This window comes from Aliisedimentitalea sp. MJ-SS2 (genome assembly GCF_032586155.1).
Lineage (GTDB): Bacteria > Pseudomonadota > Alphaproteobacteria > Rhodobacterales > Rhodobacteraceae > JAWHTC01.
In genome coordinates, this window is record NZ_JAWHTC010000004.1 from 329777 (window position 1) to 344313 (window position 14537).

Here is a 14537-nt window from a genome sequence, read left to right on the forward strand (position 1 = left end):
GATTGGAGAGATTGGAAAGCGCCCGCAGGAGTTGCGGGCGTTTTCACGTTTTGAGGGCTGGGAAATGAGTATTTTTGCAAAGAAAGAGTGGCAGGTCGGGGCATGAGCGGCTGGCCGAGCGGATATGGGCGACGGATTTTGGCGGAAGTGGACAGCACCATGGCCGAGGCGGCGCGCGTGGGACCAGGGCTGGCGGGACCGACATGGATATTGGGGCTGCGTCAGACCAAGGGGCGCGGCCGGCGCGGGCGGGCCTGGCGCGATCCGGAAGGGAACTTTGCCGCGACGCTGGTCATGCGGCCCAGTGAGCCACCCGAGGAGGTGGCCTTGCGGTCGTTCGTGGCGGCGCTGGCGCTGTACGATGCTTGCGTGCAGGCGACCGGACGGGCTGATGGGTTTTCCTTGAAGTGGCCGAATGACGTATTGCTGAACGGCGGCAAATTGGCCGGGATCCTGCTGGAGAGTGCCGGACAGGGCGGGGTGATTTCGCACTTCGCAATCGGGGTCGGGGTGAACCTGCGGTCTGTTCCGGAGACGGTGGAAGACGGGGCGGTGGCGCCGGTATCGCTGATGGGGGAAACCGGGGTTGAGATTGATCCGGAGGGCTTTCTTGATCTGCTGGCCCCGGCGTATGCCAAGCGTGAAGAGAGCTTTACCACATACGGTTTTGCCCCGATCCGCGAAGCGTGGCTCGCCCGCGCAGCAAGGCTGGGCGAGGTGGTGACGGCACGTACTAGCCGCGACGAGACCACCGGTACGTTTGAAACGGTGGACGAGGCGGGCAATCTTGTTCTATCCACGGCCAAAGGCCGGGTGGTGATTGCCGCCGCGGACGTGTTTTTCTGAAGGGGGCGCACATGCTTCTGTGCATCGACTGTGGCAATACCAATACGGTTTTCTCGATCTGGGACGGCGAGAAATTCCTGTGCACACTCAGGACATCGACCCACCATGCCCGCACGGCGGATGCCTATTTCACCTGGTATTCTACCCTGATCAAACACTACGGGATCGAGACCGATATCACCGATGTGATCATCTCTTCGACGGTGCCGCGCGTGGTGTGGAACCTGCGGGTCTTTGCCGACCGGTTTTTCAATGCCCGCGCGCTGGTGGTGGGCAAGCCGGAGTGCGCCCTGCCGCATCCCCCGAGGGTGGACGAGGGCACCATCGTGGGACCGGACCGGTTGGTCAACGCGGTGTCGGCCTTTGACCGCCACGGCGGCGATATCATCGTGGTGGATTTCGGCACGGCGACCACGTTCGATGTGGTGGCCAAAGACGGGGCCTATATCGGCGGGGTGATCGCGCCGGGCGTGAACCTGTCTCTGGAGGCGCTGCACATGGCCGCCGCCGCCCTGCCGCATGTGGATATCACCAAGCCGCAGGCGGTGATCGGCACCAACACGGTGGCTTGTATCCAGTCGGGCGTGTTCTGGGGGTATGTCGGGCTGGTCAAGGAAATCTGCGCCCGGATCAAGGCCGAGCGCGAACGCGAAATGCAGGTGATTGCCACCGGCGGGCTGGCGCCATTGTTCCAGCAGAGCGAGGCGCTGTTTGATGCGTTTGAAGAAGACCTGACGATGCACGGGCTGACCGTGATCCACGATTACAACAAGGAAATCGGCAACATATGAGCAGTGCACGGCTGATCTATCTTCCCCTCGGCGGCGCCGGGGAAATTGGCATGAACGCCTATGTCTATGGCTATGGGCCGCAGGATCAAGAACGCTATATCCTGGTGGATATTGGCGTGACCTTTCCGGACATGGATGGCTCTCCGGGGGTGGATTTGATCCTGCCGGATATGAGCTGGCTGATCGAGCGGCGCGACCGGCTGGACGCGATCTTTATCACCCATGCCCACGAGGACCATATCGGGGCCGTGGCGCGGTTTCCCGAGCTTTTGGAGGACACGCCGGTTTATGCCCGCGCCTTCACGGCGCATCTGGCGCGGCTGAAGGTGGAAGAGGCGGGGCTTGATCCGAAGATCGTCAGGACGGTGTCGGCCTGGCCGGAAACGGTGACGGCGGGGCCGTTTACCGTGGGCTTTGTTCCGATTTCGCATTCGATTCCGGAAAGCGCCGGGATGGTGATCGACAGCCCGGAAGGCCGGGTGGTGCATTCGGGCGACTTCAAGATCGACCGCACACCCGTGGTGGGCGAGCCGTTTGACGAGGAGGTCTGGCGCGAGATTGCCAAGCCCGGCGTCAGGGCGCTGATGTGTGATTCGACCAACGTGTTCTCGCGCAAGGAAGGCCGCTCCGAGGCGGAATTGCCGGGGGAAATAGAGGCGTTGTTCTCTGACGCCAAGGGCATGGTGGTGGCGACGACCTTTGCTTCGAACGTGGCGCGGCTGAAAACACTGGCCGAGGCGGCAGACCGGGCCGGGCGCTCGATTTGCCTGTTGGGCCGGGCGATGCGGCGGATGATCGAGGCGGCGGTTGCGACGGGCGTGCTGCACGGCTTTCCCAAGGTGATCAGCCCCGAAGATGCGTTGAGCGTTCCACGCGAGAACCTGATGCTTCTGGTCACGGGGTCACAGGGCGAGCGCCGGGCCGCCAGTGCCCAACTGGCGCGGGGCAAGTTCAACGGGATCACGATGAAAGAGGGCGATATGTTCCTGTTTTCGTCGAAGACGATTCCGGGCAACGAGCGCGGCGTCATTCGCATCATGAACCAGTTCTCGGAAATGGGCGTCGATGTGGTGGATGAAAGTGCCGGGTTCTACCATGTCTCGGGCCATGCCAACCGGCCTGATCTGAAGACCATGCATGATTTGGTCGACCCGCAGATGGTGGTGCCGATGCATGGCGAACACCGGCACCTGCGCGAGCATGTGAAGCTGGCCGGTGAAGGCCGGCGCAAGGGGATCGTGGCCGTCAACGGCATGATGATCGACCTTTCCGGCAACGAACCGACGGTGGCTGAGTATATCGAGACCGGGCGAACCTATCTCGATGGTTCGATCCAGATCGGGGCGCTCGATGGGATCGTGCGCGACCGGATTCGCATGGCACTGAATGGACATGTGACAGTGACGCTGATCCTGGATGAACGCGATGAGCCGTTGGGCGAGCCGTGGTGCGAAAGCATGGGGCTGGCCGAAGTCGGGCGCTCGCGTGTGTCATTGGTCGAGATTCTCGAGGCCGACCTGGGGCAGTTCCTGGGGCGGGCCAGCGAGAAGACGCTGGCGGATGACGACAAGCTCGAGCAGGAGTTGAAGCGGATCGTGCGCAAGGTGTCACAGGACGAGATCGGCAAGAAGCCCGAGGTGACGATCATTACCTCGCGATTGGCGTGACCTGTTAGCAAAAACAAAGGCCAGCGCAGGGCTGGCCTTTGTCATGTGTCTGTTTTTACGTCGAAATCAGTCGGTGCGACGCTCATCAAAGCTGAGCGCGATGAAGCCGGGCATGTGATCGCCCATGCCGACAACCTTGTTGCCGCCTCCCTCTTGTTTCCTGCCACCGCGGCCGCGGCCACCACGGCTGGGCTTGTTTTCGGGGGCGGGTTTGCTCTCGGGTTGCTTGGCCTCTTGAGCGGCCTCGGCGGGTTTGGCTGCGGGTTTGTCCTCGGGCTTGCGGCGCGTGCGGCGGGCCGGCTTGGGGGCTTCCTCGGCGGTTTCGGGCCTGTCGGTTTTGGCCGGCGCAGCGGCACCTTTGAGCGGGCTGTCGAGACGCGGGATTTCCTTTTGGATCAGGCGTTGCACGTCTTCGAGGTTCTTTTCGTCGCGCGGATTGCACAGCGTGATCGCCTTGCCTTCGCGCCCCGCGCGGCCGGTGCGGCCGATGCGGTGAACGTAATCCTCGGCGTGGCCTGGCACGTCGAAATTGATCACGTGGCTGACCGAAGGCACGTCAAGACCGCGTGCAGCCACATCCGACGCGATGAGAAGCTTCAATTCGCCGTTGCGGAAGCCGTCCAGCGTGCGTGTGCGCTGCGACTGGTCCAGATCGCCATGGATCGGGGCCGCGTCATAGCCGTATTTCTTCAAAGATTTTGCGACGATATCCACGTCCATCTTGCGGTTGCAGAAGACGATGGCGTTGGTCAGCGCGTCGCCCTCGGCATCGATCAGAAGCCGTAAGAGCTTGCGTTTCTCGCTGTCGGCGCGGTCGCGGCGCGAGCCCCTGAACATTACCACGCCCTGTTCGATGGTCTCGGAGGCGGTGGCCTGGCGGGCCACTTCGATGCGTTCAGGCGTGTGCAGGAAGGTGTTGGTGATCCGCTCGATCTCGGGCGCCATCGTGGCGCTGAAGAACAGCGTTTGGCGGGTGAACGGCGTCAGGCCGAAGATGCGTTCGATATCGGGGATGAAGCCCATGTCGAGCATCCGGTCGGCTTCGTCCACGACCATCACCTTGACGTCGCTGAGGATCAGCTTGCCGCGCTCGAAATGGTCGAGCAGGCGGCCCGGCGTGGCGATCAGAACGTCAACCCCCTTATCGATCAGGGTGTCCTGTTCCTTGAACGAAACGCCGCCAATGAGCAGCGCCTTGGAGAGTTTGACATGCTTGGCATAGGTGTCGAAGTTTTCGGCCACCTGGGCGGCGAGTTCGCGGGTGGGGCAGAGAACGAGGGAGCGCGGCATGCGCGCACGTGCCCGGCCACGGGCCAGCATCGAGATCATCGGCAGGACGAACCCTGCGGTCTTGCCGGTGCCGGTTTGGGCGATGCCAAGGACGTCACGGCCTTCAAGGGCTGGAGGGATGGCGCCTGCCTGGATGGGGGTGGGTGATTCATAGCCGGCTTCGTCGACGGCTTTGAGAACCTTCGCGTGCAACTTCAGGTCGGAAAATTTTGTCATGTGTATCCGTGGTTTACGGACATTTTCGCGCCCGTAGCGTCTGTTCGGGTTGGGTCCGGTTGACCCGCGGTTGTCCGCAATGCAACCCGTGCGCCCTCCATAGGGAAAATTGGGCTTGCGGTCAATGCAGGCTGGGCCGGCGTGCGGATTGGCCGCGTATTGTTGCCAGTTTGGAAGCAATTCTAGGCAAGATCTGGGAAATGTTTCTCCAGTTTCGCTTCCAGATCCATCTCGTAACAACGCAGCAGCCCGCGGGCCTTGAGCCGGGCGCGCAGATCGGGCGTGGCGCGGCAGACTTCGTCGAAGAAATCACGCAGGCCCTGTTCACCTTCTTCGGCCAGGATGTAGGAAAAGAACTCATGCATGGTTAATCCCCCGGCCACGCGCGGTCGGGTGGCACCAAGCTCCGGACGGTAGGCGCCTTTTTCAAGCCGGTAGCGGAAGCTGGCGAGCCAGTCGTCGAGCCGCGGGGCGTGCATGTGGCAAAGCTCGGTCTGCGGCAGCTCCTGCTGGCCGGGGTTTTGTTCGTCGCCAATGAAGATGTTGTGGATCTTGAACGCGGTCAGTTCGAGCCCGGTGCGGGCAAAGAGTTTTCCGGCGACGTGGGAGAGGAAGCCGCCATTGAGTTGCGCGCCATAGGTTGGGTAGATCGCGCCGGTCTGGAGGTCACGCGTGGCGCGGTCGTGGGCGGCGGCTTTGAAACAAGTCTGAGCTGGCGGGATATCAGAGATCCCCTCACCGGAAAGCGCCTCTATCGGGCGGGTGCGGGCACAAGCGCTATCATCCGGAAGGGCTTGAAGTTGCTCGGACAAGGGGTTGAGCGGCCGGAGAAATTCGTCCACGTCGATATGGGCGAGCCAATCGAGGCCCTGTGCCATGCGGTGATAGGCGTGGCGGGCGTTGCGGGCCTGGCGGACTTGGTGTTTGACCGGGCGGCGGGCGCGGCGCCAGTTGGTCTCGTCGGCTTGTATGATGCAGATTTCCGGGTGTTGCGACAGACGGTCAAAGGCCACTTGGTTGGCGTCATCCAAGTAGATAATGAGCCGATGCGCACCCAGCTCTAGGTGATGGGCGGCGAAGATCGCGATTTCGCGCAAGGGGGCCTTGATCGTCGAAACGATACCCCATTTCGGTGGACGGCTCATAGGGCGAGGATGCGCGGGCGGGTGTGCCCGCGCAAGGGGTCACACCATCATTTCCTTGGTCGCCGACAGGGTGACGTCCGGATAGTCACGCTCGATCCGGTCGATGTCCCATTGCAGGCGGGTCAGGTAGACGATGTCGCCGTCATGGTCATGGGCGATGTGCTGTTTGTTGGCATTTACAAACTTATCAATGGCTTGCGCGTCGCCGCTGGCCCAGCGGGCGGAGGTGAACTGCGATTGTTCGAACCGGACGGGGATGCCATATTCCAGTTCAATCCGCGAGGCCAGAACTTCGAACTGAAGCTGACCGACCACGCCGACGATGAAGCCGGACCCGATCGAGGGTTTGAACACCTTGGCGGCACCTTCTTCGGCAAACTGCATCAGCGCTTTTTCCAGGTGCTTGGCCTTCATCGGGTCGGTGGCGCGGACACCTTGCAGCAGTTCCGGGGCGAAGGAGGGGATGTTGGTAACACGCAAATCTTCCCCTTCGGTTAACGTATCGCCAATCCTGAGCTGCCCATGGTTGGGAATGCCGATGATGTCACCGGCCCAAGCCTCTTCGGCGAGCTCGCGATCAGAGGCGAGGAACAGCACCGGGTTGGAGATTGCCATCGGTTTTTTCGAGCGCACATGGGTCAGTTTCATCCCGCGTTTGAAATGCCCCGAGGCGAGACGGACAAAGGCAACGCGGTCACGGTGTTTCGGGTCCATGTTGGCCTGAACCTTGAAGACAAAGCCGGAAACCTTTGATTCTTCTGGCATAATCTGCCGCGATTGGGCCGATTGCGGCTGTGGCTCGGGGCCGTAGGCGGCGATGCCGTCCATCAGTTCCTTGACGCCGAACGAGTTGATCGCCGAGCCGAACCAGATCGGGGTCATGTGGCCTTCGAGTACCGATTGCGGGTCGAGCGTCGGCAGCAGTTCGCGCGCCATTTCGACCTCTTCCACCAACTGTTCCAGCAATTCCGCCGGCACGTGTTCCGCAAGAAGAGGGTCATCCAACCCGTTGATTTCAATGGTTTCGGCGATCTTGTTGCGGTCGGCGCGATCCATCAGTTCGAGCCGGTCGTTGAGCATGTCATAGCAGCCGAGAAAATTGCGCCCGACACCGATCGGCCAAGAGGCCGGGGTTACGTCGATGGCAAGGTTTTCCTGGATTTCGTCAATGATATCAAATGTCTCGCGGCTTTCGCGGTCCATCTTGTTACAGAAGGTCAGGATCGGCAGGTCGCGCAACCGGCAGACTTCGAACAGCTTCTGGGTCTGGGATTCCACGCCCTTGGCGCCGTCGATCACCATGACGGCAGCGTCCACCGCCGTGAGGGTGCGATAGGTGTCTTCCGAAAAGTCCGAGTGGCCGGGTGTGTCCACAAGATTGTAGCGGAACTCTTTAAAATCAAACGACATTGCAGAGGCGGAGACTGAAATGCCCCGGTCCTTTTCCATCTGCATGAAGTCCGAGCGGGTGCGCCGGGCCTCGCCTTTGGCGCGGACCTGGCCAGCCATCTGGATCGCCCCGCCGTAGAGCAGGAACTTTTCCGTCAGCGTGGTCTTGCCGGCGTCCGGGTGCGAGATGATCGCGAAGGTGCGGCGACGCGCAATCTCGGGCGGCAATTCGGGGCGGTTTGAGGCGATGTCCAACATGAGCGCGCGTATATTTAACGATTGCCGGGATAGCAAGAAAAGAGGGGACTGGTATCGGTCGGCTATCTGTCGGGTTTCTGTCCCGCGAACGGTGGGGCGGTTTGCGGTTAACCTTTGGCGGCTATGTCTTGCCGGTGAGTTAACGCGAAAGGACAGATGATGAGCGAGACGGCGCGACAGGCCGACCTGCGGTTGGCGGAAGAGTTGAAGCTGTTGCAGGGCGAGTTGAAGGATGCCTGGATTGACCGGTCTCTGCCCGAGGGGTGGAACGGGGTTGCGCTGCGTGAACCTGTGGTGCCGAAAAAGGAGAAGGTCACCCTGCGGCTGGATGCGGACATGCTGCGCTGGTTCCGCAAGCTGGGGCCGGGATACAATCGGCGGATCAACGCGGTCTTGCGGATCTACTGGGAGGCGCTGATCGCGGGGCGGATCAAGTCGCATTGGGACGAGAAGGATGTCTCGGTCGGGTTCCTCGAGATGATCGAGCGGATGGCGAAAAAGCAGGGCGAAAACCGTTAGGCGTCAGCCGGCCATACTCCGCCCTTGCCCTGAAGCCCGAGCAGATGCAGACTTGCAAGCGGAGGACGGAGCGGTGTTTCATTGCTGGTTGCGCTGGCAAGCGGACCGGCGCGTTGCCACGCTTTGGGAGGAATGTTCCATGCCATCCAAGACCGAAGATCCCACACCACCCGATGATCAGACGCCTGAGCAACAGGGCAGTCCCGAGGTCAACACGTTGACGGCGGAGGATATTACCGCGTCGCTGAAGGCAGGGTTTTCCGACTTTCTGGCGCGCCCTCTCATGAGCGGATTTTTCGGCTTGTTCTATGCGGTTTTCGGAATTCTGTTCGTATGGTGCCTGGTCTGGCTGGGCAAGATATGGATGATCATTCCCGCTATGGTCGGCTTTCCGCTGGTCGCGCCGTTCGCGGCTGCCGGGCTTTATGAAATGTCGCGCCGGTTGAAGACAGGCGAGCGTTTCGGCTGGTCCGATATCCTGACCGTCATGGCCCGTCAAAGCAGGCGCGAAATGGGCTGGATGGCCTTTGTCACCCTGTTCGTTTTCTGGGTGTGGATGTATCAGATCCGGCTTTGGCTGGCGATCATTCTTCAGGATGCTTCTTTTTCGGACTTCGGCGGGTTCTTGAACACCGTATTCTTCACACCCGAAGGCTGGACCTTTCTTGCCGTTGGCACCTGCGCGGGCGCCATTTTTTCGGCCGTTCTCTTCTCGCTTACCGTGGTCGCCATGCCTTTGCTGCTGGACCGGGAGATCGATTTCGTGACCGCCATGCTGACATCCATTCGCGTCGTCACGGAAAACCCTGTGGTCATGCTGAGCTGGGCGGCGATCATCTCGGTCACCATGCTGTTGTCGCTGGTTCCGGCGTTTCTCGGCCTGATCTTTACCCTGCCGATCCTTGGCCACACCACGTGGCATCTCTATCGGCGAGCTGTGGTTTCGCTGGAGGGATGACTTGTCCCGTCACGGCGTAACTCGTTGATCCTGGGCGTATGCCTTACCGTGTTGACGCCCGGCGCAGCAATTCTGCTGCATCCGGCCGATCTGGCAACTGACTGCTGACATCGAACTCGAGATGGGACAGGTCGCTATGATTCCGATCGTCAATCCGCAGGCTCTGAACCAACTCGCGCGGCAGGGCGGCATGGGTGCGCTGGTCCGCCAGCAGGGTTTCGGCGGCGATGCCCTCGGCAAAGATGATCTGGTGCCGGTCGAACAGCAGCTGGAAGAAATCGACAAAGCCGCCTTGCCGGGCATAGATTGTGTTGCCATTGGCCAGGTGCCGGGCCTTGACCAGCAGCTCGGAACGTCCGGCGTTCAGTTCGTCGCTGCGCTGGTAGATGACCAGCCGGTTGTCGGGTGACACTACGAGGTCGCCCGTGTTGTACAGGGCGCCTGCGGTGATCACGATCGGTGCGAACTCGCCCACGGCGCGGGCGGTGTTCTGGCCGATCCAGCGGATTTCCTGCGGGCCGTCATCACGGGTCAGGACCTTGTCGCCGACCTGCAGGTCCTCGATCGGGCGCTGTTCGCCGGTGGCCAGTGTGATATGGGTGCCGCGGGTAAAGGAAACGCAGGCCAGTTGGGCCAGGCAGGCCTGCGCCGCATCGCGGCCAATGCCCACCAGCAGGTAACCGGCCCTGGGGTCGAGCGGCGCCAGCGGCAGGCTATAAACCTCGGCAACTGCGCCGTCTTTGTCGACTTCGATCAGGACCAGCATTTCGACCACCTCGGAGGCGCGGGTCATCAGCGTCAGGCAGCTGTCGAGCACCACCGTCGCGCCGGGCTGGCCGGTGGCGGTATTCCCGGCAATGGTGAAGTGATTGCCGTCACCCGAGCAGATCGACAGGCGCATCGGAGCGGCATCTTGGCCGAGCGCATAGGTGTCTTCGAGCTGCAATTCCTCGGCAAAGCTGAGACCGTCGCCGAGATTTGCGCCGCTGACCACCGGGAACATGTCCGCGCCATAGACCGGGACTGAATGACTGGGCGTTGCTGTTGCGAGGCTCATCTGACGGGGGCCGCTTTCAATCGTCGACACGTCACACTGGCGGGTAGCGCAGGACTGTGGCCAGACCGGGCCGAGGGTTCGACGATTTTCCGCCCCGCAGGTGCGGGTTTCGTCATGCATGCTCTGGTCTTGTGGCGCGGCATGGGGTTTTATCGCAGGCAACAGGATAGCAACACGCGAAGGGAGTGCGGTTATGGATCTGGGAATTTCCGGCAAGAAGGCGATTGTCTGTGCCTCGTCCAAGGGGTTGGGCCGGGGCTGTGCCGAGGCGCTGGCGGCGGCGGGGGTGAACCTTGTCATCAACGGGCGGACCGAAGAAACATTGAAGGCGGCAGCCGGTGAACTGGCCAAGGCCCACGGCGTCGAGGTGGTGCCAGTGGCGGCCGATATCACCACTGAAGACGGCCGCGGTGCCGTTCTTGAGGCGGCCGGCGAGGTCGATATCCTGGTCAATAATGCCGGCGGTCCGCCGCCGGGCATGTGGTATGATTGGGAGCGTGAGGATTTCATCAAGGCGCTGGATGCCAACATGCTGGCGCCGATCGCGATGATGAAGGCCTGCCTGCCGGGGATGATGAGCCGGAGTTGGGGCCGGGTGGTCAACATCACCTCGCAGAGCGTCAAGGCGCCGATCGCGGTTCTGGGGCTTTCCAATTCGGCACGTGCCGGGTTGACCGGTTACGTGGCGGGCACGTCGCGCCAGGTGGCCGGGTCTGGGGTAACGATCAACAACCTGCTGCCGGGGATTCACGCCACCGACCGGGCGATCGCGCTCGATGGCGGCGTGGCGCGCGAGCAGGGGATCAGCATGGACGAGGCCAAGGCCAACCGCTGTCAGACCATACCGGCCGGGCGTTACGGCACGCCGGAAGAGTTCGGTGCGACCTGTGCGTTCCTGTGTTCGCAACATGCGGGCTTCATCGTCGGGCAGAATGTCCTGCTGGATGGCGGCGGGGTGAATTCGACGATGTAGGCAGCGGAGCCATGGCCAAAGGGTATTCGCTGGCAGATCAGCTGTTTAACGCCGAAAAAGTTGCTTATCTGGGCGAGCTTGTGTCAGAGGCTGCGCCCGGGTTTGACGCGCCCGGCTTCAGTCGCGACGTGATGGCGCGGCTGCATGATCTCGAGCTGAAGGCGCGGATCAACTGGATTGCCGAATGCCTGGATCTGGCGCTGCCGGGGCCGTTTGATGCGCTGGCGGCAGTGATCGCCGCCGCGCTGCCCGCGCCCTGCGATCCGGCGCTCAGGGACGACGATTTCGGTGATTTCATCTTTGCCCCTCTGGGCGAGCTGGTGGTGCGTCGCGGCATGGAAACCCCTGATCGCGCCCTGGACGTGTTGGAAGAGGTGACACAGCGCTTCTCGATGGAATACGCGATCCGGCCGTTCCTGAATGCCCATGAGGATCTTGTGCTGGATCGGTTGGGAAAGTGGTGCGATCACGAGCATTACCATGTGCGGCGGCTGGTCAGCGAAGGCACACGGCCGCGCCTGCCCTGGGGGATTGCCATTGCGATGGATCCGGACCGGGCGCTGCCTTTGCTCGACCGGTTGTATGACGACGATACGCGCTTTGTCACCCGCTCGGTCGCCAACCACCTAAACGATCTCAGCAAACTGATGCCGGGGACCGTGATGCAGCGGCTGGCCTGTTGGGACCAGGCCGGGCGACAGGCGGTGGATGAGCTCGGTTGGATGCGCAAGCATGCGCTGCGCACGCTGGTGAAACAGGGTGAGCCGAAGGCGCTGGCAATGCTGGGCTACCTTGCGGACGCGCCCGTGCGCCTGACGGATCTGAGCCTGACGGGGGTGCCGGTGGCAATGGGCGACCAGATGCGGTTCGCCGTGACGCTGGAGGCGGACGAAGAAAGCCCCGTTCTGGTGGATTACGTGCTGTACTTCCATCGTGGCGACGACGGGCCACCGCGCCGCAAGGTGATGAAACTGGGCCAGGCGGTGGTGCGTTTGGACCGGCCCTTGCGGCTGGAAAAACACTACCGCATGCCCCGGGGAGCGAGCACCGTCAAGGTTCTGCCGGGGCCACACCGGATTGAGATCCAGGTCAATGGTCGGGTGCTGGGTGGTGCAGATTTCGACGTGCTGGATTAGGTGAGTCACCTACTGGCCGCATGGCTGGGACCGCTGTCGGATTCGAGCATTCGGTCCGGGAAAGGGCCGCCTGGTGAGGGGCATCCTTCTTCTGGGTCTCTTTCTTTGCTAAAATACTCATTCCGGCTGCGCGGTGCAGGAGACCACCGCAGGTCTATCGCCGCCATTGCGTCGAGCCCCGCCGCGCGTGCGCGCGGCGCCACCAGATACCCCCGGCGACGCCGTCAGGCGGCGCAACCCGAGCCGGACGACGCCGTCAGGCGGCGCAGCCCCTCTTATTCGGCAGGCAGGAAGCCTTCAATCAGCTGGCGCAGACCCAGGGCGGCGCCGGCGACGATGGCCAGGAAGGTGACCGGGGCCGAGAAACTGAGCACAGAAAAAGCCGAGATCGCCTGGCCGACGGTGCAGCCCATGGCGATGACCGCACCTGTGCCCATCAGCACAGCGCCCATAATCTGGCGTCTGAGTTCGCGCGGGTCTTCGCAGGCCTCCCAGCGGAAATGGCCCTTGATCAGCGAACCGGCAAAGGCGCCGAGGCCGACGCCGAGGATCGAGCCCACGGCAAAGGAGGGCGCGCGCACCGAGGCGGTCATCGAATAGAGCAGGGTTTCGCCCACCGGTGCGGCAAAGGAATGCGACACCACCGGCACCGCGGCAAAGCCTTCGGTGGCAACCCAGGCGGTGCCGGCCCAGCCCGACACCACGGCAATACCGACGACCACTGCCCAGAAGATGGATTTCGGCTTGGACAGGAAATCGCGCGAGGCCAACGCCCCCAGCACGATCAGGAGACCGATCAGCAGGCCAATGGTTCCGATCCCAAGCCCGGTGACACCAGAGAGTGCGTGGGCGATGCCCGGCGGCAGGTCGGACGTCACATCCTGCTGTTCGAACAGCATCGTCCGCAGCCCGGCCAATGGCCCCGAGAGCACGAAATACGCCGAAACCCCCATCACCAGCACGATGACGAAGGCGCGCAGGTCACCGCCACCAAGCCGGGCGATGCAGCCGTAGCCACAATTCCCCGCCAGGGCCATGCCATAGCCGAACATCAGCCCGCCCAGGATCGAGGCCAGCGGCATCCAGCGAATCGAAAGATAGATACTGTCGGTCGGAATCAGCCAGCCCGAGGCGGTCAGGAGCGAAGTGCCGGTCACTGCCACACCGATGGCCAGCACCCACATCCGCATCCGGATCTGCGAGCCGCCATAGAGCAGGTCCTCGACGGCGCCCATGGTACAAAAACGGCCCAGCCGCGCGGCCAGGCCCAAAAGCATCCCGCCAAATAACCCGATCAGGGCCACCAGGATGTTTTCGCCGAAGAATTCGAGCATGTTGGTCGTGTACCTTCCCTGGGCCCGATCAGCGTTAGGATGCGGGCCCCAAGAAGACAAGGCGGTCCAGCCTTGAGAGGGGTCAGTCGCAGCCGTCTTCGCAGAAGAGCTCGTAGACGAGTTCCAGTATACGTTTCGGACGGTTGTCGGCCAAGCGGTAATAGATCGCCTTGCCCTCACGGCGTGGCACGACCAGCCCTTCGAGCCGCAGCCGCGAAAGCTGTTGCGACACCGCGGCCTGGCGGGCCGAGAGCAGTTCTTCCAACTCGGTCACGGATTTTTCGCCAGAGACCAGGTGGCACAGGATCATCAGCCGTCCCTCGTGGCTGACGGTTTTGAGAAAGTTCGAAGCGGTGGTCGCATTGGCAACGAACGCGTCGAGCTCTTCTTCGGTCAGATCGGTATCGAACACGGGCAAACCCATACTTTCATACCCCTCGGTTATGTCGGCCACGAACCACTCCCGTCCGCTGTTTCGGCCTTATGTCACTGGTGTTACGCCTTGCCGGGCGCTTATCGCTATTATTGGGCGCGGGTCAATGGAAATCCGTCGTCAACCCGTGCCTTGGTAATCGGTTTTCGCTTCGAGCATCATCTCGAGCAGGCCCCAGAAGAAATCTTCGCCCGGGTAGCCCTCGATCCGGCCGACTTCCCGCCCCTGGTCGATCAGGATGAATGTGGGGGTGTAGACCACCTTGCGGGCGAAAGTCAGGTCCGTGGGCACGCCATCGTCGATGTCGATCATGCGCAGCGGCGCAAAGACGCCTTCCGGCGTCTTGGGGTAGATCGGGCCGACCACGTTTTTCCAGGTGATGCAGTAGTAACAGCCCTGTTCTTCGACCATGACCAGCTCGGTGGCTTGTGCCGGGCGGGTCACCGCCAGAGACATGAGCAACGTAAGGGCGAGTATGGCGCGATAGAACATGCTGAAGAGCCTGCTGAGGAGCTGATTGACAAT

Annotated in this window: 14 protein-coding genes; 7 read left to right on the forward strand and 7 right to left on the reverse strand. The window is 62.2% G+C overall.

Going from position 1 to position 14537, the window contains the following annotated elements; all coding sequences use genetic code 11:
* The first annotated feature begins 102 nt into the window (after positions 1-102).
* The 3 genes from RXV86_RS16805 to RXV86_RS16815 are packed head-to-tail and all read left to right on the forward strand — an operon-like array spanning position 103 to position 3304.
* Complete coding sequence (locus RXV86_RS16805; RefSeq protein ID WP_316301414.1) at positions 103-846, forward strand: biotin--[acetyl-CoA-carboxylase] ligase; 744 nt, start codon at positions 103-105, stop codon at positions 844-846.
* Positions 847-857: 11 nt separating this feature from the next.
* Positions 858-1637 (forward strand): type III pantothenate kinase, encoded by a 780-nt coding sequence (locus RXV86_RS16810; protein ID WP_316301415.1) that lies wholly within the window; start codon positions 858-860, stop codon positions 1635-1637.
* The gene (locus RXV86_RS16815; protein WP_316301416.1) at positions 1634-3304 is read left to right on the forward strand and encodes a ribonuclease J; all 1671 of its coding nucleotides are present in this window, start codon (positions 1634-1636) and stop codon (positions 3302-3304) included. Before RXV86_RS16810 ends, RXV86_RS16815 begins: the two co-directional genes overlap by 4 nt.
* A gap of 66 nt (positions 3305-3370) precedes the next feature.
* On the opposite strand, the gene RXV86_RS16820 is transcribed toward RXV86_RS16815, so the two are convergent.
* The 3 genes from RXV86_RS16820 to RXV86_RS16830 form a co-directional block, all read right to left on the reverse strand.
* Positions 3371-4810, reverse strand: a complete 1440-nt coding sequence (locus tag RXV86_RS16820; protein ID WP_316301417.1) for a DEAD/DEAH box helicase — start codon at positions 4808-4810, stop codon at positions 3371-3373.
* 182 nt (positions 4811-4992) lie between these two features.
* Positions 4993-5955: a glycosyltransferase family 2 protein gene (locus RXV86_RS16825; protein WP_316301418.1), complete on the reverse strand. Its 963-nt coding sequence runs from the start codon at positions 5953-5955 to the stop codon at positions 4993-4995.
* A 39-nt stretch (positions 5956-5994) separates the two neighbouring features.
* The gene (locus RXV86_RS16830) at positions 5995-7602 is read right to left on the reverse strand and encodes a peptide chain release factor 3 (protein WP_316301419.1); all 1608 of its coding nucleotides are present in this window, start codon (positions 7600-7602) and stop codon (positions 5995-5997) included.
* A 159-nt stretch (positions 7603-7761) separates the two neighbouring features.
* Between RXV86_RS16830 and RXV86_RS16835 the strand changes: the two genes are divergently transcribed.
* Together RXV86_RS16835 and RXV86_RS16840 are read left to right on the forward strand one after the other, a co-directional pair.
* Entirely contained in the window at positions 7762-8121 is a 360-nt protein-coding gene (locus tag RXV86_RS16835; RefSeq protein WP_316301420.1) for a BrnA antitoxin family protein, read from the forward strand.
* Between the two features lie 139 nt (positions 8122-8260).
* The gene (locus RXV86_RS16840) at positions 8261-9079 is read left to right on the forward strand and encodes a DUF2189 domain-containing protein (RefSeq protein ID WP_316301421.1); all 819 of its coding nucleotides are present in this window, start codon (positions 8261-8263) and stop codon (positions 9077-9079) included.
* A 43-nt stretch (positions 9080-9122) separates the two neighbouring features.
* Here the strand turns inward: RXV86_RS16840 and RXV86_RS16845 are convergent, their stop codons facing one another.
* The gene (locus RXV86_RS16845; RefSeq protein WP_316301422.1) at positions 9123-10136 is read right to left on the reverse strand and encodes a Hint domain-containing protein; all 1014 of its coding nucleotides are present in this window, start codon (positions 10134-10136) and stop codon (positions 9123-9125) included.
* A gap of 193 nt (positions 10137-10329) precedes the next feature.
* On the opposite strand from RXV86_RS16845, the gene RXV86_RS16850 reads away from it, so the two are divergent.
* On the forward strand, positions 10330-11109 hold the full coding sequence (locus tag RXV86_RS16850) for an SDR family oxidoreductase (protein WP_316301423.1): 780 nt from the start codon (positions 10330-10332) through the stop codon (positions 11107-11109).
* An 11-nt stretch (positions 11110-11120) separates the two neighbouring features.
* The gene (locus RXV86_RS16855; RefSeq protein ID WP_316301424.1) at positions 11121-12245 is read left to right on the forward strand and encodes a hypothetical protein; all 1125 of its coding nucleotides are present in this window, start codon (positions 11121-11123) and stop codon (positions 12243-12245) included.
* A 275-nt stretch (positions 12246-12520) separates the two neighbouring features.
* Here the strand turns inward: RXV86_RS16855 and RXV86_RS16860 are convergent, their stop codons facing one another.
* The 3 genes from RXV86_RS16860 to RXV86_RS16870 form a co-directional block, all read right to left on the reverse strand.
* Complete coding sequence (locus tag RXV86_RS16860) at positions 12521-13579, reverse strand: YeeE/YedE family protein (protein ID WP_316301425.1); 1059 nt, start codon at positions 13577-13579, stop codon at positions 12521-12523.
* Positions 13580-13661: 82 nt separating this feature from the next.
* Positions 13662-14003 carry a metalloregulator ArsR/SmtB family transcription factor gene (locus tag RXV86_RS16865; protein WP_316301587.1) on the reverse strand — a complete coding sequence of 114 codons (342 nt, stop codon included), beginning with the start codon at positions 14001-14003 and terminating at the stop codon, positions 13662-13664.
* A gap of 129 nt (positions 14004-14132) precedes the next feature.
* Positions 14133-14504, reverse strand: a complete 372-nt coding sequence (locus RXV86_RS16870; protein ID WP_316301426.1) for a thioredoxin family protein — start codon at positions 14502-14504, stop codon at positions 14133-14135.
* Between the last annotated feature and the right edge of the window lie 33 nt (positions 14505-14537).